The 24,122-nt window shown below is 38.9% G+C and carries 18 protein-coding genes and 1 pseudogene; 6 read left to right on the top strand and 13 right to left on the bottom strand.

Annotated elements, in window-relative coordinates; genetic code table 11:
• Window position 1 precedes the first annotated feature (1 nt).
• The 3 genes and pseudogenes from ACFE93_RS01320 to ACFE93_RS01310 form a co-directional block, all read right to left on the bottom strand.
• On the bottom strand, window positions 2-319 hold the full coding sequence (locus ACFE93_RS01320; RefSeq protein WP_375471661.1) for a helix-turn-helix domain-containing protein: 318 nt from the start codon (window positions 317-319) through the stop codon (window positions 2-4).
• Window positions 291-461: pseudogene (locus ACFE93_RS01315) on the bottom strand (type II toxin-antitoxin system RelE/ParE family toxin); the annotation flags it as partial. The gene ACFE93_RS01320 and the pseudogene ACFE93_RS01315, both read right to left, overlap by 29 nt.
• 83 nt (window positions 462-544) lie before the next feature.
• A complete protein-coding gene (locus ACFE93_RS01310; RefSeq protein ID WP_375471660.1) occupies window positions 545-2,299 on the bottom strand; it encodes an N-acetylmuramoyl-L-alanine amidase in 1,755 nt (584 codons plus the stop codon).
• A gap of 84 nt (window positions 2,300-2,383) precedes the next feature.
• On the opposite strand from ACFE93_RS01310, the gene ACFE93_RS01305 reads away from it, so the two are divergent.
• Both ACFE93_RS01305 and ACFE93_RS01300 read left to right on the top strand, forming a co-directional pair.
• Window positions 2,384-4,021: a CTP synthase gene (locus ACFE93_RS01305; protein ID WP_375471659.1), complete on the top strand. Its 1,638-nt coding sequence runs from the start codon at window positions 2,384-2,386 to the stop codon at window positions 4,019-4,021.
• A 140-nt stretch (window positions 4,022-4,161) separates the two neighbouring features.
• Entirely contained in the window at window positions 4,162-4,584 is a 423-nt protein-coding gene (locus tag ACFE93_RS01300) for a hypothetical protein (protein WP_375471658.1), read from the top strand.
• 191 nt (window positions 4,585-4,775) lie between these two features.
• Here the strand turns inward: ACFE93_RS01300 and ACFE93_RS01295 are convergent, their stop codons facing one another.
• From ACFE93_RS01295 to trxB, 5 genes are all read right to left on the bottom strand, one after another.
• On the bottom strand, window positions 4,776-6,254 hold the full coding sequence (locus tag ACFE93_RS01295) for an extracellular solute-binding protein (protein ID WP_375471657.1): 1,479 nt from the start codon (window positions 6,252-6,254) through the stop codon (window positions 4,776-4,778).
• A gap of 204 nt (window positions 6,255-6,458) precedes the next feature.
• Window positions 6,459-7,361: an ROK family protein gene (locus ACFE93_RS01290; protein ID WP_375471656.1), complete on the bottom strand. Its 903-nt coding sequence runs from the start codon at window positions 7,359-7,361 to the stop codon at window positions 6,459-6,461.
• An 83-nt stretch (window positions 7,362-7,444) separates the two neighbouring features.
• Window positions 7,445-7,654: a hypothetical protein gene (locus tag ACFE93_RS01285; protein ID WP_375471702.1), complete on the bottom strand. Its 210-nt coding sequence runs from the start codon at window positions 7,652-7,654 to the stop codon at window positions 7,445-7,447.
• A gap of 94 nt (window positions 7,655-7,748) precedes the next feature.
• The gene (locus ACFE93_RS01280) at window positions 7,749-8,645 is read right to left on the bottom strand and encodes an ABC transporter permease (RefSeq protein ID WP_375471655.1); all 897 of its coding nucleotides are present in this window, start codon (window positions 8,643-8,645) and stop codon (window positions 7,749-7,751) included.
• Window positions 8,646-8,760: 115 nt separating this feature from the next.
• Complete coding sequence (gene trxB / locus ACFE93_RS01275) at window positions 8,761-10,131, bottom strand: thioredoxin-disulfide reductase (RefSeq protein WP_375471654.1); 1,371 nt, start codon at window positions 10,129-10,131, stop codon at window positions 8,761-8,763.
• 264 nt (window positions 10,132-10,395) lie between these two features.
• On the opposite strand from trxB, the gene ACFE93_RS01270 reads away from it, so the two are divergent.
• The 4 genes from ACFE93_RS01270 to ACFE93_RS01255 all read left to right on the top strand — a co-directional run bounded on the left by ACFE93_RS01270 (window position 10,396) and on the right by ACFE93_RS01255 (window position 15,234).
• Window positions 10,396-10,962: a Uma2 family endonuclease gene (locus tag ACFE93_RS01270; protein ID WP_375471653.1), complete on the top strand. Its 567-nt coding sequence runs from the start codon at window positions 10,396-10,398 to the stop codon at window positions 10,960-10,962.
• 182 nt (window positions 10,963-11,144) lie between these two features.
• Complete coding sequence (locus tag ACFE93_RS01265; RefSeq protein ID WP_375471652.1) at window positions 11,145-11,699, top strand: type IV pilin-like G/H family protein; 555 nt, start codon at window positions 11,145-11,147, stop codon at window positions 11,697-11,699.
• Between the two features lie 142 nt (window positions 11,700-11,841).
• Window positions 11,842-14,061 (top strand): tetratricopeptide repeat protein, encoded by a 2,220-nt coding sequence (locus ACFE93_RS01260; RefSeq protein WP_375471651.1) that lies wholly within the window; start codon window positions 11,842-11,844, stop codon window positions 14,059-14,061.
• 15 nt (window positions 14,062-14,076) lie between these two features.
• A complete protein-coding gene (locus tag ACFE93_RS01255; RefSeq protein WP_375471650.1) occupies window positions 14,077-15,234 on the top strand; it encodes a glycosyltransferase family 4 protein in 1,158 nt (385 codons plus the stop codon).
• A 230-nt stretch (window positions 15,235-15,464) separates the two neighbouring features.
• Here ACFE93_RS01255 and ACFE93_RS01250 read toward each other — a convergent pair whose 3' ends face one another.
• From ACFE93_RS01250 to ACFE93_RS01230, 5 genes are all read right to left on the bottom strand, one after another.
• Window positions 15,465-19,994, bottom strand: coding sequence for an FkbM family methyltransferase (locus ACFE93_RS01250; RefSeq protein WP_375471649.1), 4,530 nt, complete (start codon window positions 19,992-19,994; stop codon window positions 15,465-15,467).
• An 81-nt stretch (window positions 19,995-20,075) separates the two neighbouring features.
• On the bottom strand, window positions 20,076-21,323 hold the full coding sequence (locus tag ACFE93_RS01245) for a glycosyltransferase (RefSeq protein ID WP_375471648.1): 1,248 nt from the start codon (window positions 21,321-21,323) through the stop codon (window positions 20,076-20,078).
• A gap of 55 nt (window positions 21,324-21,378) precedes the next feature.
• The gene (locus tag ACFE93_RS01240; RefSeq protein WP_375471647.1) at window positions 21,379-22,521 is read right to left on the bottom strand and encodes a DegT/DnrJ/EryC1/StrS family aminotransferase; all 1,143 of its coding nucleotides are present in this window, start codon (window positions 22,519-22,521) and stop codon (window positions 21,379-21,381) included.
• A complete protein-coding gene (locus ACFE93_RS01235) occupies window positions 22,496-23,089 on the bottom strand; it encodes an acyltransferase (RefSeq protein WP_375471646.1) in 594 nt (197 codons plus the stop codon). Before ACFE93_RS01235 ends, ACFE93_RS01240 begins: the two co-directional genes overlap by 26 nt.
• An 83-nt stretch (window positions 23,090-23,172) precedes the next feature.
• On the bottom strand, window positions 23,173-23,577 hold the full coding sequence (locus ACFE93_RS01230) for a tetratricopeptide repeat protein (protein WP_375471645.1): 405 nt from the start codon (window positions 23,575-23,577) through the stop codon (window positions 23,173-23,175).
• Between the last annotated feature and the right edge of the window lie 545 nt (window positions 23,578-24,122).

Raw genomic sequence — 24,122 nt, 5'->3', positions numbered from 1 at the left:
CTTAATCAATCAGGGTATTCAATCCCCGTTTCTTAACTAGGTGCAACAGCTTAAGAGCAGTGCCACTGGGACGCTTCTGACCGATTTCCCACTTTTGAACCGTTGATAGACTTGTATTTAAAATCGCAGCAAATACTGCCTGACTGACATGAGATGATTCGCGTATTTGCTTAATTTGCTTAGGTTCTAGCGGTTCAATCCCAGACAAGCACAAACTGTCGAATTCACGCAATGTAGTTTGATCCATCAGTCCAGCCTTGTGCAGCCCCGTAGCCGTTTCGTGAATGGCTTCAAGAATCGCTGATTTCTTTTTCGCCATTGCAAATTACCTCCATCAATTCATCTTCCAGCTTGGCTTTTTCGAGATCCTCTAGCGTGTAAGAGAACAGCACTAATGCCAGCTTTTTTAATGCTTGTTCTTCTTTTTTGTTAATGTTACTGCACTCGTTTTTTGGTAAGCCGAAAACAAAAAGTCAAAAAGCTTGAACAAAGACCGATCGCACTCCGCCAAATACAATGAGGAACAGTGATTGTATCTCCAAATTTACCGCACACTCATAAACCACTCAGTAATCCCTTGAGCGATCGCGTTTGCCGTTTTCTTCTGTACCTCTGGGTTCACTATCTGCTCAAATTCATCGGGATTGCTCATAAAACCCAATTCTAGTAATACCGATGGTGCAGCTGTCGGACGTGTCAGCGCCAGGTTATCCCAAAATACACCATAAGAAGGTTTGCCGAGTTTTTTGACTACATAGTTATGTAAAAACATTGCGAGGTTATGGGCTTGTGGTTGATACCAAAAAGCGGCAAATCCCTTAATTTTTTCAGCATCGCCATCATCGGGTAGAGAATTGTGATGTATGGAAATAGCGATCGCAGGTTCTTCTCGACTGATAATTGCCTGACGTTCTACTAGCGAAACCTCCTTATCATCCTCCCGCGTCATTACTACCGTTGCTCCTTCCTTCACCAACTCGTCGCGCAGCAACTTAGATACCACCAAATTCACATCTTTTTCTAAATATCCAGTTGGGCCACTGGCACCAGTTTCTTTACCGCCATGCCCTGGATCTAGTACAATCTTGAAATTAGCTAAAAGCTTGCGTCTTGTGTTCCCAATTTTAGGCGGATGACGCAAAGCCAAAACCAGGGTTGTACCGTCGTATCTCAGCTTGTATCCCCACTGTTGAGCTTTTTTAAGGTTAAAGGTGTATTTTACTTGTCCTGGGGCTTCCTGTTGCCAGTCTAGGCGATAAATTAGGGGGTCATCATCCAGGCGAATTATGTCCGTTTGGGCAGTGGTATTGTAGAGAGTGAGAGCGAAAGCACCCTCGCTTTGTTGCACGCTCACAGGTACGGGAACTTGTAAGGGGAAAACTATCTCTGTCGCACCAGGGAGTTGACGGTATCCGACACTGCGAATTATTGTTTGTGGCGGAACTGCACCAGGTAGAATGCGGGTTTCTTTACTATTAATCCAAGCGCCATAATCTAGGCGCAACCATTCACCTTCCCTACCTGTCACTGTTGCGCGTGTGCCTTTGGGCAGTGGTGTGAGTCGAGAATGATCGGTGCTAGGGCCAGTACGAGCAACGCCTGACTCTACTGTAACCTCAGAAACTGGCAACTGTGCTCTTGAGAGGATTTCAATCTTACCAGATCCTGATTGAGTTATCGTCTTGCCGTCAAGCGTCAGTTGAAATTGAGGTTTTCCCAGATCGGCGGCTGTTGCCACTATAGTGCAACCTTGATAATTGCCTACGCTAGACTGGGCATGAGGCTGATTTTGCCCTGTCAAAGCAGCCAAATTACTTGGTAGTTGTGCTTGTTGAGGTTGCGGTAAAAGGGCAGTAGTTTGATTAGCCAAAGTTACAGAGACATTAGCATTAGGGGGTGCGATTGCGCCAAAACAAATTACTTCTCCCGGTAATCTGGCAATGTCGACTGCGGGAGTCAGCGAATCTTTCGCAAAGGCTACCCCCTGTGGTAGTTCCGGGCTAGTGTTAAGCCTGATCACCTTAATTTTAAGTTCTTGATTCTGGCGACGCACAGTAAAAAGATTCTCCCCCAACTGCAAGGGGAAACTAGGGGAAAAATGACCAGCTTTGCTGCGGGTAATTGGCTTACTATTGATCGAAACCTCACCATCTGGTGGTGCAGTGCCCAGAAAAAAGATTTTTTGGGCACTTGTCTGGTAGTTTGTCTGGGGAAAAATGACTATAAGAGATGGCTGTGCCAATGCTATGGAGGAGCAGAGAATAAAGCCTAATATTACTAGTCCTAAGAGGTTTTTCACAGCAAATCACAGAAGATGACACCACAATAACTGTGGCACAATGACGGGATGTATTTTTAGAAGTCGTTAGAAATTCAAACTACTATGACTAAGTTTATCTTTGTTACTGGAGGCGTAGTTTCCAGTATTGGTAAGGGCATTGTAGCAGCAAGTCTAGGGCGTTTGCTCAAGTCGCGCAAATATTCGGTGTCGATTCTCAAACTCGACCCTTATATCAATATCGATCCTGGCACGATGAGTCCCTTTCAGCATGGGGAAGTATTCGTTACCCAGGATGGTGCGGAAACAGATTTAGACTTGGGGCATTACGAACGCTTTACCGATACCTCGATGTCGCGCTTAAATTGTGTGACTACTGGCTCGATTTACCAAGCAGTCATCAATAAAGAGCGGCGCGGAGACTACAATGGCGGTACTGTACAGGTAATTCCTCATATTACCAATGAAATTAAAGAGCGGATTCTGCGAGTTGCTAAAAGTACAAATCCTTCTGTAGTAATCACAGAAATTGGCGGGACGGTGGGAGATATTGAATCACTGCCGTTTTTGGAAGCAATTCGCCAGTTCCGTAAAGAGGTGGGACGGCAGAATGTGCTGTATATGCACGTAACACTGGTGCCGTGGATTGCCTCTGCGGGTGAAATGAAAACTAAGCCAACACAGCATTCAGTTAAAGAACTGAGATCCATTGGTATTCAACCAGATATTTTAGTTTGTCGGAGCGATCGCCCTTTACCCAAGGGATTAAAGCAGAAATTGTCGGGATTTTGCGATGTGCCGGAAGAATGCGTCATCACTTCCCAAGATGCCAAAAGTATCTATGAAGTACCGCTGAATCTAGAACGAGAAGGAATGGCAGAACAAGTGCTGAACTTGCTGCAAATGGAACAACGTAAACCAGATTTGACGCAGTGGCAAACCCTGGTAAAACGGTTACATAGTCCCAAGCACGAGGTAGAAATTGCCATTGTTGGTAAATATGTGCAGTTAAGTGATGCCTATCTATCTGTAGTAGAAGCGCTGAACCATGCTGCAATTTCCACTTATGGCAAACTGCGTCTGCGTTGGGTGAATTCAGAAGATTTGGAAACTGAACCAGCCGAAAATTATCTTGAGGGTGTCGATGGCATAGTTGTGCCAGGAGGTTTCGGGGTTCGGGGAGTCGATGGTAAAATTGCCGCCATTAAATACGCCCGCGATCGCCAAATTCCCTTCTTGGGTTTATGCCTGGGTATGCAATGTTCTGTGATTGAATGGGCGAGAAACGTAGGGGGATTAACAGATGCCAACAGTGCTGAATTTGACCCTTACACAATTGATCCGGTGATAAATTTATTGCCAGAACAGCAGGAAGTTGTGGATTTAGGGGGTACAATGCGCTTAGGGCTATACCCTTGTCGTGTTCTCCCTGATACTTTAGCTTTTAAGCTCTATCAAGAAGATGTGATTTATGAACGACATCGACACCGCTATGAGTTCAACAATGCTTACCGCGATTTGTTGTTAAAGTCTGGCTATACGATTAGTGGTACTTCTCCCGATGGACGTTTAGTTGAAATTGTGGAATTACCCAAGCATCCATTCTTTCTTGCTTGTCAATTTCATCCAGAATTTCAATCACGCCCCAGTACACCTCATCCCTTATTTAAAGGATTCATTCAAACAGCGATCGCTCTTTCCCTTTCGACATCTAGCACACCAACACCATTGGAGGTGTCATAACAATTCGTAATTCGTAATTCGTAATTCAAAATTAATTTTTTTAGATTTTGAATTGGTGCATAACAACATTAACTTAAGGCTTCAGCAGATTTGGACATACAGGGTGCATCATTCGTAAATTTCGGACTTGAGGAGATGTTGTGGCGTACTGGGTGAAAATCCTTTACGAAAGGAAAGAATATGTAGTAAATTTTGAACGTGTCCATGCTTTTTGTTATGAACTGAATGGCAGAGTTACTTTTTGGCTACCCGATAGTGCTATTCCCATAGTAATTAACCCACAAAGTAACCTGGAAGACTATCAAAAAATTTTCGATTATTTAGAATGTGTGACAGGATTAGAATTAAATTGTGCCCACTGGGTGAAAATAATTTACGAAAAAAATGAATATGTAATTAATCTCAACTGCATCAGTTCCTTTTGTCATGAACCGAACGGCAGGATAACTTTTTGGTTGCCAGATGGCACTATTCCTATTATCATCAACCCTGTAAGTAATCCTGAATCTTATGAAAAAGTTGTAAGATACGTTCAGAAAGCAACAGGATATTCTTTGTCTTGAAATTACTGTATAGCAGAACAAGGTAACAATAAAGTCAAAAAACAGATTTACTGTCTTCCCAATCTTAAAAAATGGTTTGTATAAGTTTTTGCTCAATTAGCCTAATTATCAAATCATCTTTTTTTTAAAGTTATCTAAGAAAAAAATTGTAACTTTAATAGTAAGGTGCTGATTTTAAAATTGCATATAGCTCACTGCCATTCGTCAAAAATTTGTTTTATCCGCTCAATTGCCATGTCTGCTGCTTCTTCTGGAGATATGCTATTGACAACTATTTGATTGAGAGCCTTACCCCAAACATTCTCTTCTAAAACTAGGCTGTAAGCAGGATTTTGAATAATATAAAATGGGCGAGTTAGACCTTTAGTCAGTGTTTGAGTTGCAGTGGAAAGATGAGGATCTGCCGGATTTGTCCAAAAAGGGTCTTTCCAAACAGGCTTCATTACTGGTAAATACCGACCTCCAGTAGCTTTAAGATAGTTTCCTATGATCTCAGGTTTAATTAAATATGCGAGAAAGTCCTTAGCTACCTTTTGGTTTTTAGACTCGGCAAACAAAACTATTTCATTAACCGAGACTAAGTAGCGCATCGGTTTACCATTGGGTTTGTTCGGAAATTCTAGGATACCAAGCTTGTGACGATAGGTGTCAGGATCTTGGCGGACAGCAGCAGGAATCGAGAGCGAGGAGTTAGGCGTCATAACCACGCCATGATTAAGCAAGCTGCGATTATTGTCTGGATTTAACCAGTTTACTGCATCTGGTGGTACGTAACCCTGCTGGAAAAATTTCGCATACCACTCTAAGCTCTCAACAATACCTTGACGCACCTTAGGATCGTTGAGGAGAAGTTGACCCTTGGAGTTTAAAATTTGGACATTGTATGCGTCTAAAATCTGCTCAAATAAGTAGTAGGTATCTGTAGACCCAGTGGAGAAAGGAAAGCCTAACCCGTAAATATTCTGTTTTTGCTGTGCCCGCAGATCATCCTGTGCTTGTTTCCAAAACTCCCAAAAGACATCCCACTCTTTAGGGATATCGCTTTGAGCTCGACCTACTTGCTCTAGCAAGTCTCGCCAGTAGAAGATGTGAATTGTTAATTGATTAATTGGGACTGCATAGTAACTCAGCTTTTTATCAACGTTGTTATATAAACGAACTGCTTCCAGCACACCTTCAGAATAAATACTTTTGACTGGCTCAATTACATCAGAGACATCTGCCAGTTTACCTTCCCAGGCAAGACGTGGATACAGCTCCCTCTCAGCACTGCTATTTATGACGAGATCAGGCGAATTACCTGCCTGAAGTGCCCTTTGAGTCTTTTGTGGCAACTCATCGTTAGTATAGAAAGTAAGTTTAATTTTGTTGCCGCTTTGTTGTTCCCAGTTACTAACGATCTTCTGGAGCGCTTCATCCTCTTCCAAAGTATAACCTTTATCTGACCAAATCTTCAGAACTTTACTGTTAATAGGAGACTCGGTGACTAGGGATTGATTAGATTTTAAGATATTAATACAGGCAAAAATTATCAAGCTGAGTATCAATGCCACGAGTACGTAGCGATGGCTAGCTCTTATTAGCATTACGGTAAAAGTTTGCTTGACTCTTTGCTGATTATTAAAGCCTTTAGCTTTTGGATTGGCTTTGGTTTTGAATAATATACTCATTTTTTATGATTTTTGTCAGAAAAACATCTTTACTGCATCTTCTGACATCACATAGCGCTTATTCAAGTGTTATTTAATCTGCAATCCTAAGTTCTTTGTCTATTCTGCAAAAAAGTTGGTGTCTGTAGCAAGCTCCAAAGCAAATTTTTCTTCTACTAATTTGTAAAGACTGATGTCTCTAGCTGGGATTGTTTGAACCATAATCTAAAATCCTGAGTAGCATTGCCATGCCAACTTTGCTGCACCTACTATCCCGGCAAAATTGCCCAACTCCGCTGGCAATATTTGTAAACCCGCTCGTGATAAAGGCTGCACTCGTTTCTCAATTTCTGCCTTCACACTTGGTAAGAAAAACTCAAAGCTGCCACTGATACCGCCACCAATCACGATCGCTTGTGGTGTGAGTACATAAATCAAACTTGTCAAACCAATTCCCAAATTAACCCCATATTCTTGCCAAAAAGTCAATGCTGCGGCATCTCCTTGTTGGGCAAGAAAACCCAATTCGATGGGTTCCTTGAGAGTGCGGCGGCGAATTGCAGTCGCACAGGCATATTGTTCTAAAGAACCTCGATTGCCACTATTACAAATTGGGCCATCAGGATTTAAGGAAATTAAACCCAATTCTCCAGCGGCTCCTTGATGTCCAATAAATAGTTTGCCATCAAGGATAATTGCGCCACCAACCCCAGTACCTAAAGTTAGCAGAATCAGATTTTGAAAATGGCGACCGGCTCCCAGCCAAGCTTCTCCCAAAAGAGCGCAATTAGCATCGTTAGCGATCGCAGTCGGTTTGCCAGTTTTAGCTTCTAACCAGTCTGCTAAAGGCACATCGATCCATCCAGGTAAGTTAATCGCGATTTTGGCAATGCGTCCTGCGGCATCGGATGGGCCAGGAGTACCAACACCAATTGCAACAGCTTGATTATCTGGATCGATTTGAGCGATCGCATCTACCAGCACCGCCAACACCGCTTCCGGCGTTGTTGGTTGAGGGGATACCACAGTCAAAGATTGCAGACAAGTACCATCTTCTGCAAAACGCCCCAGCTTAATTGCTGTTCCCCCGACATCAATGCCAATTACTTGAATTTTGTCATTTGTCATTTGTCATTTGTTATTGGGCATGGGGCATTGGTAATTGGTGAACAGCTTATTCCCTATTCTTTATTATTGGGCGCGAGTCGTTTTCAACCCCGATCTGTTCGCACAGTGTCTCCGCTTGGGAGAAGACGCGCAGCTTTCAACTCCGATTTCTGTAAATTAGCAAAAGTCGTGCTGCGGAAACTCGATTGTTCTTGCCAAGCTGTAATTGGCGCACCTCTTAAGATACCAGCAAGAGCAACGGAAAGGATAAACCCGCCAGTAGCGGCAGCAATTAACGTTAGATTATCTTTCATACAAATCTCTGTATTGTTATTTGTCATTAGTCCTTTGTCTAAAACTAATGACCATTGTACAGACGCGATTAATCGCGTCTCTACTGACCAATGATTACTGTCGGATTCTATTTTCTCTCCGTAAACGGGGATTGACAAATTCATTTAACCCCTCACCAAGTAGTGATAACCCTACCACCATAAACGTCATCGTTAAGCCAGGGAAAAGCGTAGTCCACCAAATGCCAGTAGGTAGAGCTTCTAAGGCTTGCTTTAAATCATGTCCCCATTCTGCCACTTCTTCGGGAAGTCCTAGCCCCAAAAAGCCTAAACCGCCCAACACCAAAATCGCATCAGCGGCATTGAGTGTAAATAGGACGGGTACGCTTTGAATGACGTTGAAAAACAGATAACGAGAAAGCACAACCCAAGTGGAAGCGCCCATTGCTTGAGCAGCTTCGATGAACACTTCGGTTTTCACACTGACGGTGTGGTTACGAACAACCCGGTAATATTGGGGTATGTAGGCAATGCTAATAGCGATCGCTGCATTTAATATCCCACGCCCCACCACAAATGCCAGCGTTACAGACAGCAGTAGCCCCGGTAGAGTGTAGATGCTATCCATAATAAATAGCAACACCTTATCCAATTTCCCGCCGAGATAACCACTCAGCATCCCCAAAGGCACACCGATAATCATACTCAGCGCTGTTGCCAAAATTACCACCTGCAAAGCAGCTTGAGCGCCAAACAATGTTCGGGAGAACACATCATAACCCAGACGACTAGTACCAAACCAATGTTTAGCTGATGGTGGCTCGTGAATTGGATTAGAGAGAAAATCTTTGGGATTTTGCAGCCATCCCCAAGCCTGCAATACGGGAGCAAAGAAGGCCAGGAAGATGAAAAATAGGGTAATGGCTAACCCAATGAACATGAGTTTTTGGGAAAGATTGAGACTTTTGCCAAACTGTAAAAATGTCGGTAGTCGCCGTTTTGTAATGGCCATAGAGCGATCGCCTGGATCGAGCAAGATACGCTGACTATTTTACATATCAAAGTGGGAATAGGGCATTGGGAATTGGGTATTGGTTATTTCTCCCTCATCCCCATGCCCTATTCTCTTACAGATTACTTTCAATTAACTGACGGTATTCGCTCTTTTGCTTCACGCCTTTGACTTCCTTCACCAGTTCCTTGTTTTTGAACAATTGAACCGTTGGTGTTCCTGTAACATTAGCATTTTCAGCAATATCTCGGTCTTTGTCGATGTCAATTTCTACAAAGTGAATTTTGCTGTCAAATTCATCCACCACTTTATTTAAAATTGGCTTCAGGGTATGACAAGGGCCACAACCAGGAGAGACGTATTTTACCAGGAGTAAGCGATCGCTTTCATGGAACAATTTCCGTAAAGCATAACCTCCCTCATGGCGCGTCCCATCCAAATTAAATCCAGCTTCTTCCTCGGCTTCGGTCTTTTTGGCTGTTTGATGTTCTAATTCATTATCTGCTGTTTCTTGCTGTTGATGGAATTCTTGAATCAAGCCAGTGGATGACAACCAACGTTCTGCCAACATCGCTGCCATACAACCAGTACCCGCAGCCGTAATTGCTTGCCGAAACTCATGATCTTGTACGTCGCCAGCAGCAAAAACGCCTTCTACACTGGTTTCCACTGTACCGTGCTTGGTGACAACGTAACCTATCTCATCCAGTTCTAATTGTCCTTTAAATAGAGAAGTATTGGGACTGTGACCAACGGCGTAGAATAAACCTTTAGCGTGCAGTTGGCTCTCTTCACCAGTTTTAGTATTGCGGACTTTCACCCCTTCCATGTGACCATTACCGAAGATATCCACGGCTTCTGTGTTCCAATGCACTTGGATTTTTGGGTTACTCAAAACCCTGTCTTGCATGGCTTTAGAAGCCCGCATCTTATCGGTGCGTACCAACATATTTACCTTGGAACCATACTTGGTGAGGTAAATTGACTCTTCCGCCGCCGAGTCACCAGCACCAATTACAGCCAATTCTGCACCGTGAAAAATCGGTGTCGCACCATCGCAAATCGCACAAGCGGAGATACCTCGACTCCAAAATTCATGTTCATTGGGTAAACCCAAACGCTTTGCTGTCGCACCAGTAGCAATGACGATGCTGTTGGTTTTAATTTCCCTTTCTTGCGATCGCACTGTAAAAGGACGCTGACTCAAGTCAACTGAGATAACATCTTCAGTATATAGTTCAGCCCCCCAGCGCTCCGCCTGTGCCTTCATCTGATCCATCAGTTCCGGCCCGGTAATTCCTTTAGGAAATCCTGGAAAGTTCTCAACTTCCGTCGTTGTCATTAATTGCCCACCAGGTAATCCCCCGGCTTGGAAACCTTCAAATACAACGGGTTTCAGGTTAGCGCGTCCAGCATAAATGGCGGCTGTGTACCCTGCTGGCCCAGAACCGATAATTACCAAGTTTTCTACTGTGGGGTTAGTCATGACAATATACGAACTCATAACGACTACGTTTAATATAGCATAATAAATTATGATTGGCTAGGGAAGATGGGGAGCGATCGCCAAATGCCTACGGTACTACGGGTTCAATACTTGCCAAAGATGCTCTTAACCGCTAAAAGTTTTCTCGCAGATATTTCCTGATAACTTCAACATTTATTTCTAGCAATTTTGCGATTTCTTGAATACTCATACCTTTCTCACTAAGTTTTGGGGCTAATATATAAAAGCGTTATTTAGTGTATTATGTCCTTTGCAATTACAGACTTAGAGCAGCTACAAACCGAGCATCCAGAATGGCAGATGGAGCTGGTAGAGGGAAAAATCATAGTTATGGGGCCATCAGATTACGAGTCAGAGGAAATTGGCGCTCGTCTAATTACCTTCTTGAATAACTGGGTAATGTCGCGCAAGCTAGGACGTATAACTGGTTCTAGCGCAGGATTTATCCTACCGAATATAGAAGAGGACGACTCGGAAAAAAGAAACTTGCGTGCCCCTGACGTGTCTTTTGTTCGCGCTGATCGGCTGAAGAAGACCAAGCGCGACTTTGTAGAGTTAGTTCCAGACTTGATGGTTGAGATTAAATCTAAAAGTGACAGAATCAAACCGCTTGAAGAGAAGATTCAGCTATTTTTGCAACTTGGGTCTAAAGTCGGCATATTGATTGACCCTGACAAATTGACAGTAACAGTTTATCGAATAAACCAAGCTTCGGTGGTATTGCAGAATGGCGACACCCTCACACTACCTGACTTGCTACCAGGTTGGGAACTGGCGGTATCAGAGTTGTGGCCACCTGAGTTTGAATAAGACACTTCTACAATTGATATTGAGAATCTAGCCTCTGGTGTTGATAAGCGGATTAGTAAGGATTCTGGATTGTGTAACTGTATCTTTCCAAACTTTTTTTCTGGAGGTGATAGGAAAGCGCTCGCAGTTGGGTAAGTTACATCTAGAACACCCAAGCACTTCCTACCCCAGGGAAAACACTTATGAAAACCGAATTAAAAGCCAAGTTTCTCCAACACATCCTCGACAAAAAGAAAGGAGATGAGGGTTTTACACTTATTGAATTACTAGTAGTAATTATCATCATCGGTATTTTGTCTGCGATCGCTCTACCTTCTTTCTTGAACCAAGCTAACAAAGCCAAGCAGTCAGAAGCAAAAACCTACGTAGGTTCCATGAACCGCGCCCAACAAGCTTTTTACTTAGAAAATAGTTCATTTTCAACTTCAATTGGTGCTTTAGGACTTGGTATTGCAACACAAACCGTAAATTACACATATACGGCTGTTAGTGGCGGAGACGTTAGTTCAATAAACAACCGAGCAACAGTAATAAATGGCGCTGCGCCTCTCAAAGCCTATGTTGGTGCTGTAGAGGTGACAACCCAAGCTGCTACCAGTGAAGCTACTACCGTAGCTATTTTGTGTGAATCTAACAGCGCTATGGTTAATAATGGTGTAAATGCAAGTGCCGTTACAATTGGCTACACCGCTGGAGCACCTACTTGTCCCAGCACCTACATCTCTTTGGCTAAATAACCAACCAAGGGCAAGAACAAACAGTATATAAATTGTTTCTCAATCAGATATTTTTCAAAGTGGGTAGATACATCTATCCACTTTATTTCCATTTAATTCATTTACAACTATATTCCTTATAAAATTTTCTCAGAGAATTACAATGATTACTGATGTATGTAATTGGCAAAATCAGGCTGAACAATACTTCATTCAAGAAAAATATTCGCAAGCAGCACAGTTATATGAGCAAGCAATAGAAATAGAACCAAATACTATCTCTTACTATTGGCATTTAGGTTTACTATTGCTATTGCAAGGGCAAGAAGCAGAAGCTCAAATGACTTGGATGCTGCCAATAACAGAGGCAGATGAAGAACAGTTACCAATTTGGATAAATGAACTATTTCATTTTTTGCAATTAGAAGCGGAAAGACGCGAAATACTGGCTGAATATTCTCTAGCTTGGTTAATTCGCCAGCATCTACGTGAAATTAATCCTAGTAATGTAAATAATTTGCTTCAAATCCTTATACTTTCTATCAAATTGGAAAAATTTGAAGAAATTGATAACTTGAATGAATGGGAATTCATTAAAATCTTAAACGCCAAAGAAAATCTAGAAATTAATATCCGATTATTAATCCAAGTTTTAAAAGAATTATTAAATGCTGTTCCCTTACATCCAATTAATCTAGATTTAATAAAAGCTAGTCTTCCTTATTTCTCTGAAACTCATCAATGCTTTTCTATACTACTTCCTGCTGCTATCCAAATTGGTCATACTTTGCGGCAGCCTTTACTAGCAGCATCTCTCCTAGAATTGCATTTACAATTGGAGCCAGATAATGTAGAAATTTTACGGCACTTAGCGATTTTTTATCAAGACGCTCGTAATTATTCTCAAGGAATAGAGACAGCTAAATTGTGTTATTCCTTATCAGAAGGCTTGGCTGATAAAATTTTTGCGCTCCATTTGCTGTTAAGGGGTCTAATGACAGCAGGAGGATATTGGCAAGAGATATGTACAACTTGTCAAGAACTGGAAAGTATCTTTCAACAGTTTATTAAAGCTGAACGCATTCCTTTAGAAGAAGGAAGAATATTACGGTTAATTACGCCATCATTTGCAATACCTCACATTAAAGATTCTCCTGTTGATTTTCGAGCTATTCATAATCATGTAGCTGATATTTTTAACTTTTATATTCAGGCTTTTGCCCAATCAAAAGGAAAAAAATATTGTCACAAAATTATTAATAGTCAAAATTTATGTTACCCGACCAAGAAATTAAAAATTGGTTATATATCTTACGCTTTAAGGAATCATTCTGTTGGCTGGTTAACTCGGTGGTTATTTCAACATCATGACCGAGATAAATTTGATATTCATACCTATTTTGTTAACTATCAATTAGTCAATGACCATATCCAAGAATGGTATCTAAGTCAGGCAGGAAAAGCTCGTCAACTAGGTATAAATGGTCTAGAAATTGCAGACTATATATATCAAGATGAAATTGATATCTTAATTGACCTTGATAGCATCACTCTAGATATTACTAGTGAAGTGATGGCACTCAAGCCAGCACCAATTCAAGTTACTTGGCTGGGGTGGGATGCATCAGGCATACCTGCAATTGATTACTTTATTGCAGATCCTTATGTACTGCCAAATGATGCCCAAAATTACTATACAGAGAAAATTTGGCGATTACCTCAAACTTACATAGCAGTAGATGGTTTTGAAGTTGGTGTCCCAACTCTCCGCCGCGATGACTTGGATATTCCTATGGATGCCGTTGTATATCTCAGCGCCCAAAGAGGATATAAACGCCATCCAGAAACGACAAAGTGGCAAATGCAAATTATCAAACAAGTACCTAACAGTTACTTTTTGATTAAGGGACTTGCTGAAGAGGAAACAATTAAACGCTTCTTTTATCAAATTGCCGAAGAAGAAGGTGTAGATTGTTCTCGGTTACGATTTTTACCAATGGTTTATTTAGAGTCGGTTCATCGTGCTAACTTAGGCATTGCTGATATTGTTTTAGATACATTTCCCTACAACGGAGCCACAACAACCTTAGAAACATTGTGGATGGGTATACCCTTGGTGACGAGAGTCGGCGAACAATTTGCGGCTCGTAATAGCTACACCATGATGATGAATGCGGGTATAACAGAAGGCATTGCCTGGACAGATGAAGAGTATATAGAATGGGGTGTGCGCTTGGGGAAAGATGAAGCTTTACGTCAGCAGGTGGCTTTGAAGCTGAAAGCATCGCGGCAAACAGCCCCATTGTGGAATGGCAAGCAATTTACTCGTGAGATGGAGAAAGCTTACGAACAAATGTGGGCAAACTATCTTGAAGGGAAATAATTAAAGGTTACTACTTTGGATAAACTAAGAATTCTGATCATTACAAATTTATATCCGCCGCAAGTAATTGGGGGATATGAGCGAGCGATCGCTGACTATGCAAGATTGTTACATCATCGTGGTCACACTGTCTTAGTGCTGACAAGTAATACAGAAGAATATACAAATACTACTTACACAAATCAAGAACCAAAGCCTGTAGTTTACAGGGGCTTACATTTATGTGGAGAATGGACAAAACAAGGAACTCACTGGTTTTCTTTAGAAGAAGTTGCATCTAGGACTTTCCTGAATCGCCAAATCGTGGCTCAAGAGTTACAAACCTTTCAACCAGATGTGTGTCTAGCGGGTAACATTGATTTCTTAGGACTGGAACTTCTAGAAAAAATGCTGGCAGATGGAATACCAATTGCCCATTACGTTATGAATGCTACTCCAGGATATATTTCTGAGTTAACTCCCAAGAGTCAGCTACATCAGTACATTACCTGTAGTAATTGGATTCGAGATAGCTTAAAACAACATGGCTATCCAGTTAATACTACTCAGACTATTTATCCAGGTGCAGCTGTAGAAGAATTTTATCAAACCGAACTACCACCGCGCGATCGCCTACGCATTGCCTACGCGAGTTTGGTCATGCCATACAAAGGAGCCGATATATTAATTGAGGCTCTTTCCTTGCTTGATACTGGTGGTATGGAATTTTCGGCTACCATCGCTGGAGGGACTCTCATACCAGAATTTACCCTAGCTCTCCAAGAATTTGTAGAGTCAGAAGGTATGCAAGACAAGGTTAAGTTTCCTGGTGCACTCTCACGCCAAGAACTAAAGCAACTTTACCAGACACATAACGTTTTAGTATTTCCTTCTCGGTTTCAAGAGCCTTTTGGTATCAGCCAGGTTGAAGCAATGGCAGCAGGACTAACATTAGTTACGAGCGGTACAGGTGGAGCCGGAGAGATAGTACAACATAGCAAAGATGGGTTAGTTTTTGAGTCTGAAAATCCTTTAGATTTAGCTGATGTTTTGTGTTCCTTACCAGTTAGTCCAACTGAGTGGGAAAGAATTACTCGTGCCGGACAACAACGCGCCATGTCTGATTTGAGTCAACTCCATACAATTGAACAATTAGAATCTGTTTTATTCAAACTTGTTTCAATAAAAATATAAATCTTAATGTCAATTGATTTAATTTTTTTTATTCATTAATCTCTTTTCTTATAGCAGTTCTCAATTCTGTAAAATACAGACCTAATCCTCAGCCCATTCTCTTGCAGTCAAAATGAGTAAGGCTCAAAGTATCTCAGAGGTCAGAGTGTATTGCATCCAAACGAGAAGCGCCATAACAAACAGGATTAATGAATAAAAACTCAAGCACAAGCAGAGAAAATTATTCTTTTCTAATCTAATAGCGGTTTAGCATAAAGTACTGTTTCTTCGTTATGTATAGTATAGTGTTCTATGAATAACTCATAGCCAACGTTGAGGTTATGAATAAAAATTGGAATTTCAAAAATATCATTCGGTTTGTGATAAATAGATATTGCAAGTTTTGGTCGAAATTTAAGAATAGTCTCTACTGCTCCATGTAGTGCCTCAAGTTCTGAGCCTTCGATATCCATTTTTATGAAATCAACTTTCTCTATATTGCCTTCTTTTACCAGAGCGTCGATTGTTGTAGTAACTATTGGTGTATTTGATACATTTTTACTAATTGTTGCACCTGGCCCACTTCCATGTATATACACTTGGCTTTCTGTTGTATTACTAAGAGCATAGTCACTAACAACTATTCTCTCAGCTAGATTTTCATTTTGCATCAAGTTATAACAGAATATATCTATATTTTCTGGTTCTATCTCAAAAGAAAAAACTTTTCCATCTTCTTGCACAGTGCTTGCAAAAGCAAGTGCAGTATCACCAAAGCAAGCACCAGCATCAATAACGTAATCACCTTTTTCTGGTTGGACTTTTACCTTACTCCTATTAAAATAATATTGTTTAAACAAAAAGCTCCATGCTACGTTTGCCCACCAACAGTCAAGAGTAATGTTTTGTTCCTCAAAATTGACTGCATACTTTTCCAATTTTCCAAAAATTCCTAAGTAATTTATATCAGATTCAGAAATTACTAGTTGCTTTGCTTCTTCTCTGATCTGCCAATGCTGTTCGTTATTAGTAGGTAGTTTAAAATGTATATGTCCTAATATTCGGAATAACAGGATATCTTTTAGCCAACTTTTGGACTCTATATCAGCTAAAATTGTATATACATACTCAACTTTATCTATATTTTCAAATAGTAGTTTAAGATGAGACTGATATTGATCAAAAAAAACAAATTTTTGACCATCTTTACCTAAGTTATTAAACCTATCATAATCCCAATTTTCCTGTTGAAAATTATGAATATTTAGATAGAAAGACTGAAGTAAATCATCAATTAATTGGCTCATAAATTCTAAAAACTCACTTAACTTCAGAAAAACTCGTAATATAATTTGTAACTTCCCAGTGTGCAGATTCGCTTTTCGTTTAAAGGATAAGTAAGCTTCTATATCTAACAGTCTCGTATCTATAGGACTCTTATTAATTAAATCATCAAGATTTTCCGGATCGTAATAAACAGCATTTTCCCAATCTTTAAAAAATTCGTTAGATATTTCACCAATAACTTTGTTTTGCAGCAATACCCCACCACAAGCCATAATTTCAAACGGGCGATGTGTAAGAGTGGCAGACATTGATGGTAGATTCAAATTGAGTGTGTATGCATTCAATTCGTTAGTATACTTTTGTACTGCCTCAAAGGGGTTTGTCATTAAGCTGAAAGTAAATTGAAATAAATCAACTTCCTTACATTGACTTAATGCCTGTATAATGTTGCGCCGCTCACCATAAGTTTTTTCAGTAAAATATTGAGCTATATTACCTCTGAAAATAGCGCGATTACGTCGTTGATTAAACGGAACTTTTATTCTTAAATATTCCGGGTCAATTGCATTGGGAAAAAACGTAATTGGTAAAGATAAATTTTTCTTAATCTTCAAAAATTCAACATCAGGTTCATGATTACAAAGCAAGGCATCCACACATGGTATGGTATTATTCATTGCATCAGATATCTGTTGCTGCCATTGAATACTATTTTGTACAACATCTGAAGAACAGCACTCTTGAACAATACCTAATTTTTTAATAGGAGATTTATGCCATTGTTCCCGCCACTTAGCAGTATTATGTAAAGATTGAGAATGCCAATTAAAACTTAACATCAATACAATATCTGCTTGAGGATTTTTTAAATAATCAAACAAACCATCATCATATTTAGGTTCAGTTGCATTCCAATCTGCTATTGGTCTAAAAAATCTATTAAGTAGACCCTCTTTTTGTAAAACATTGATCCAACCATACGAGCAAGACCAGGCATGAAAACCAGATGCTTGTAACACTACGTCTATACGCGGTTTACTACTAAGAGAACTAGCGATATGAAATCCTTTATCTAAGTTCGCTTTTGAACTGGTAGTTATTATATTAAAGTCAGCAGTTTTTAGATCAATTAAAGCTTCAACATGAGATACATGAAGATTTTCTGCTTTCGCTTGTAAAATAGCCTGTTTATTTTCTCTACTCAATAAAACTCTAGAGTAAAGTTGTGGCAGTAGATAATCCCACTCTTTTTGGCTAAGATTACTTAGCAGAGAAATTTCTGGTTCCTCATCAATATCTAAATCTTCTTCCTGAACGATATCAAAGACAATATCTGATATTATAAAATTAGCATTTTCGTCAGAAATGCCACTGGTATCTAAAAAGAGCGTTATTTTTCCATTTTCTGAGTGAGTAACAATGCTTTTTATAACAGAGACTAAATCTTTATAGAGTAATTCCTCTGGTTGTTGCCAATCTGGAAAAGCAATTAAGTTGAATTCTCTTAAACTAAATTCAACATTTTTATCTGCTTCTTTAATAACAGATGATTGAACAATCTCATTCTGCTGAGGTTGTTCAATATAGTTAACTGAATTTACTAATAAACTACTCACATTGTAACTTTGCAAATACTGTGGTAGATGCCACTCAACTTGTGGGTCAGGTTCGTGCATAACTGGCTCAACATTGCCCCGCCAAGCTACGGCCATAATTTGCATGGTTTGATAAACCATGACATTCCAACCCCGTTGTCTTAAATAATGTAAGCCGTGAGCAACATCTGGAGAAGATAAATCGTGAAAGAGAATTAAAGCATCATCTTCTGCAAACTTTTCACATTCCATTGCATCATATAAAGGCGCAGGTGCATCATGATTTCCATCAATAAAAATCAGTGACCATTTTCTTTGTAGTTCCTTTGCTAATTCCTCAACTTTTTGAGGACTGTAACCAGCTATTAAATTAACTGAGCTAAGAACACCAGCTGTCTCTAGTGAGCTACTAACGCTTTGATAAAAATCCTGCCTATCTAGTAAAGGATCTATAACATCTAGTTCAACTCCTGCTAGAGCTAGATGACAAGCAGACCAACCTAGCCAACAGCCAATTTCTAAAGCTTTTTTCCCTTCAAACTTTAAAGCCGTATTATAAAGAATATGTGCCTCATCTCGATTGAGAAAACCTGTAGTGGGTTCTCTCCAATCTACATACCAGTTATGTGGAATTTCTCTACGTAAATATGGCCAATAACAATTATCAGTATTGCCAACAATCATATCGGGGAAACACGCATCAGGACAAATGATTTCAAAGTCCGGTGAAACATAATCCCATTTGGAAATTAAATTACGTTCAATTACCTTGTTGGTTTCTGCAATCATCCGTTCATCTCTAAATGCATTTTCTGCACGAGTTTTACAAGCCTGACCTATAGACTTACGCAATTCTGAATTTGTAGACCAGGCTTTAATTGTTGTTACTAACTCATTAATAGTAGCTTGTGGGTTAATTTTTGGATCGGGCAGCAACTTACCAGTATCATACAACTCTTCTGGAATACCGCTAACTGCTGTTGCAATTACAGGTAATCCCTTAGCCATTGCTTCCATTATCGCTAAGGGCATTCCTTCAGACAAAGAAGGTAAAATAAAAATATCACTGGCATCCAACCAGTCTGGTATATCCCAACGCTGTCCTAGAATTTTTACTTTATCTGCGACTTCTAGTTGATTGATTGCTTCTCTGAGTTCATTTTCAAACTTACCACCTCCAGCCCAGACAAAATAAAGTAAATCCCAAATATCCGTGTTTTTTAATTCTTCAATAGCTGCTAATTGATATTGATAACCTTTAACAGGTTCCAAACGAGCAGATGTAAAACACAGCACTGCATTTAAGGGAATACCTAATTCTTGGCGTAGTCTATTACGAACTGATTGCTGAGGAGGAGCAAAATATTTTGCTGATCGTCCGTAATAAATAACTTGTCCTTTATTTTTAGGTAATCCAAACAATTCATATAACAAATTTAAGTTTTCGTATGAAACTGCGACAACTGCCTTTGCTTGCTGATAAACTCGTAACATTTGATATAAAAATTCTGACGGAAGCCCACCTGGATAGGGCGCAACAAAACCAACAACAATTATGTATGGTATGCCCATCTGAATAGCAACTATCTTAACGCCAGAATTAGCTAATGGCCATGTGTCACTAAAAATTATCAGATCGGGTTTAGCTGTTTCAAAAATTTCTTGTGCATGAGAACCATCCTTTATTGTGCGTTCCCATTCTTTTGTTGTATCAAAATCTAGCAATAGATGCTCTATTCCTAGCTCTTTTTGAGCATTCAACAAAGGGTTATCAGTATTACTTTGTACATATGTTAGTTGATAATTTAACGCTGCTAATCCGCACAGAAGTGTATGATTATATTGTGCAACTCCACCTAATCCTGGATCATCACTATAAAGTAAAATATGTTTATTCATATATGCTCCTTTCTAATTGTATTTGTATCAGTATTTACTACCTTTTTTAGGTTTTTGTAATGAAATTTTTAGTTACATATTTTAATGCTCTGAATTTATTTGCTTGGCTTGTATGTTATTAATATTATCTAGATCGCAAAGAGGAATATTTTGGGCTTGTGCTTGTATAATAGCCTCTTTGGTTTCAATATCTAATGAAATTCTGGCATAAATCCAAGGTAATAAAGCAGTCCATTCTTTTTGATTCATGTTACCAACAAAGGAAATGCTTAAATCTTCTGGTATATCTATATTCTCTTCTAAAGAAATACTAAATAATATATCAGATAATATAGATTCAGCATATTCAATACCTACATTGCTAATATCAATAAGAAGAGTTAATTGGCTTATTTCGTGGTGACTAATAAGTTTAATAATAGTAATTTTTAAATTTTCATATAAAAAGTTGTTTGTTTCTTCCCAATTTGGAAAAATAATTAAATTTATATTTCTGAGACTCAGTGTTTTACATAAAGTCTCTGATATAGAAGATTTTTCATACTCTTTTTGTTTTAACAGGTAATTTAGTCCATTAGAGTAGTAATTTATAGATTTATCTATAGTTGCTTGATATTTAATATCAAGATATTCCTTGATATTAGAAAACATTTGAATTATTGCTGGTAAACGCTGCTCATCACTTTTACTAGTCCATACTCCCTGAGTATGAAGCCTATATGCCGACATAACTTCGTTAATATACCCAATATTTCCATACTGTGCATTGAGAATGTGAATTACCCAATCTCCCATGCTTAATTCATAGAACCACTGTGGAAAATTCTTTATTAAACCATTTCGATACATTACAGAACCAGTAGGAATAAAATTTTCTACTAGTAAATCTTCAATACTAGATGTTTCTTTCTGTTTATGTCGAAATAACCCTGGTGACTGGCGATTATCTTCCCAAAATATAATAGCATTATGAAAACATATTGCATATTCAGGACGTTCATCTAAAAAATCTACTTGTCTCTGTAGTTTATCAGGAGAAATCCAATAGTCGTCAGCTTCTAAAATTGCAATATACTGACCTTGACAAGCATCAAAGGTATTTACTAGATTTGGATTCATACCTAAATTATTATTAGGTAATAACAGCCGAATGTGATCTGGATATCTTTTTTGATAATCAATAGCAATTTGACGCGTAGTATCTGTAGAACAGTCTTCTCCTATAACAAGTTCATACTCAAAATTAACTTGTTGCATTAGAACACTTTCTATTGCTTTGGCAATAAATTTCTCGTGATTATAGGTAATCATCAAAACACTAACTTTCATTTTTTTCTGAAAAATTATTTTAAATTACGGTAATTGCAGTCTTTTTTGATTGAGATCATTTGATTTCCAGCAAAATGCTACAAATCTTTTCTATCTCGTCAGGTGTTAAGTCACCATATAAAGGTAGTGATAAAACTTGTTGAGCAACAATATTTGCTACTGGCAAATTAGTAATACTTGCTGAAGGAAGTTGTTTATAGCATGGATAATTACTGCACAAAGGAGAAAAATATTTTCTAGTGAAAACATTATATTCCTTTAGTTTTTGGTATACATAATTTCGTGAGCGTCCAAACATTTCTTCCTCAATTCTAATTACAAAATATTGATAGCTTTTGCTAAAAATTTTATCTTTTGGCAATAGCTTAATTCCAGGAACATCTTTTAGACATTCTTTATAAGTATCAACAAGAACTTTTCTTTTATTTCTTTCATCTTCTATATAATCCAGCACAACTAAACCAATCGCTGCTTGAATTTCATTCATTTTGCCATTGATTCCAGGCATGACTACTTCTTCTTCGTTTTTAATACCAAAATTTTTTAAGAAATCAATTCTGGTTTTGAGATTTGACTCTTTGAAGATTAAAGCGCCACCTTCAACAGTATGAAAAAGTTTCGTGGCATGGAAACTCATCATTGATATGTCGCCGAAGTTGCCAATCCCCATACCATCAATTTCAACGCCAAATGCATGTGCAGCATCATAAATTACTTTTAAGCCATATTTATCAGCTATTTCTTGAATCTTAACAACATCACATGGAGTTCCGTACACATGCACGCCCAAAATGGCAGAAGTTTGAGGTGTGATCATTGATTCAATTTTATCGGCATCAATATTCATTGTGACCGGATCGATATCACAAAATATCGGTTTGATATTGTTCCAGGTTAATACATGAGGAGTTGCCGGAAAAGTAAAAGGAGTAGTAATAACTTCACCAGTTAAACGTAAGCTTTGACAAGCAATTATAAGAGCTATTGTTCCATTATTGAATAAGGACAAATATGGAACTTTAAGTATATTTTTTAATTGGTTTTCAAGTAAGCAATGCTGTGGTCCATTATTGGTTAACCATTTGCTATCCCATATCTCTCTTAACTTTTCAGTAATTCTGTCTAAGCTTGGTAAAATTGGGCGCGTTACATAAATTGGTTGATCAAAAGGTTTATTTTGAATAGTTAGGATTTGCATTATTATCTAAATTCTCCTGTACAAATTTTTCGTAGTTATTGATAACACCTACTTGCTCTCTCTCTCCTATTTTGTGATTACCAACATATATTCCCCAAGGATCTAGGTTTTTTGTGATAACTGAGCCTGCTCCAACTGTAGCCCCCTCGCCAACAGTAACGCCTGGTAAAATGACGCTATTTGCACCGATTACACAAAATTTTCCTATGTGTATAGGTGCTCTTTTTGTGTTTCTATACTTTTCGTCAATTGTTGAATTTCCAAATCCCCAATGTTTAAAATCATCAGATCCAGTTAAAATTCTTACTCCAGAAGAAAGAGCAGAAAAATCCTCCATTGAAAAATGCTCACCTCCTGTAATTGAAGTGAAGGATGCAATATGCACGTTGTTACCTATCTTGACCAGTTTTTTGGCATATATAAAAACAAAATCATCAATTATAATATTTTTACCAAACTCTATATTTTCTATACCTACTATCTTCGTATACTCGAAGGTACTGACACTTGATATTCCATATTTATCAAAAAACTTTTGCATATTTTTTACCTTCACATCTTGAATCATTTATGTTCAAGCAACATGTCAATTCAATAAATAATATTTTTGATTAGTTAACTCTTACCTATCAAATCAATAAGCTTGTTTATTTACTTAATGCGATCGCTATTTCCCTCTTGCTTCTTAATTCGCTCTAATACAACTTTGTAATCTTGCCGCTCAGGGTGTAACTTCACCAGCTTCTCCAAAAGTTTCATCGCACCTTTAGCATCCTTCAATTGCAACCGCAGCACAGATAATTTCTCTAAAGCAAGTTGGTTTTCTGGTTCCCGTTGTAAAACCAACTCGTAGCCCTGCGCCTGTTGCTGTAATCCTGACTCAGGAGAAGCAGACGCAGTTGCTGGCTTAGGTTGAGTAGCCTGTTGGATTGCTGGAATAACTGCAAATGCCGTAGAACCAAAAAACGAGAACATCGACACTATCGTGACAATCTTTTGTCGCCGCTGAATCTGCTTTTTGCGGGTAATTAGGTATTCTGCATCCGAACTAGCCATGCCTCACATACTTGCTGCGGTAAATACTTAGGTATCAGCAAGCCTCCGTTCTGAGGATACCCATCTGCTCAACAGAAACTAACATCCTCGCTAAAAATTTTTTACACAAACTTCAAATGCTGACTCTGAAGACAAGGAAACCTTATGGTAAACCTATGCTGTACCAACAATTTTGCCATGCGTAGTTTACCGCCGTAGGCATCGCTCCTATACCTCAAAGCAAAACCCTCCAAGTCTTATTCTCTGGGCAAAACATTAAAATTATATAAAGATTTGCAATTAATTTGCCTAAAGCCAGATGTTTGCGATATTGTAAACAACATTTAAATCAACAGAAAGAGTACATATTTCTACTCAATTGCAAATTTCCCTGTCAGTCAAAAATTTTCAAACTAGCCCGTATCCTATAGGTTCTTCAACAAGCAAGCATATTTTTCGTGATTCAAACAAATAGAATTTTCCCAGTCGTTCTCAATCACACTACTTAGTGGAACTTCCCTGAGGACTAATTATTCTGCTCGGCGTCCACAATAGATATCTTACGA

The sequence above is a fragment of the uncultured Nostoc sp. genome (genome assembly GCF_964247315.1).
In the GTDB taxonomy this organism is placed as follows: Bacteria; Cyanobacteriota; Cyanobacteriia; order Cyanobacteriales; family Nostocaceae; genus Nostoc.
Note: the sequence above shows the minus strand (reverse complement) of the source record. Positions and strands in the feature narration are given on the sequence as shown.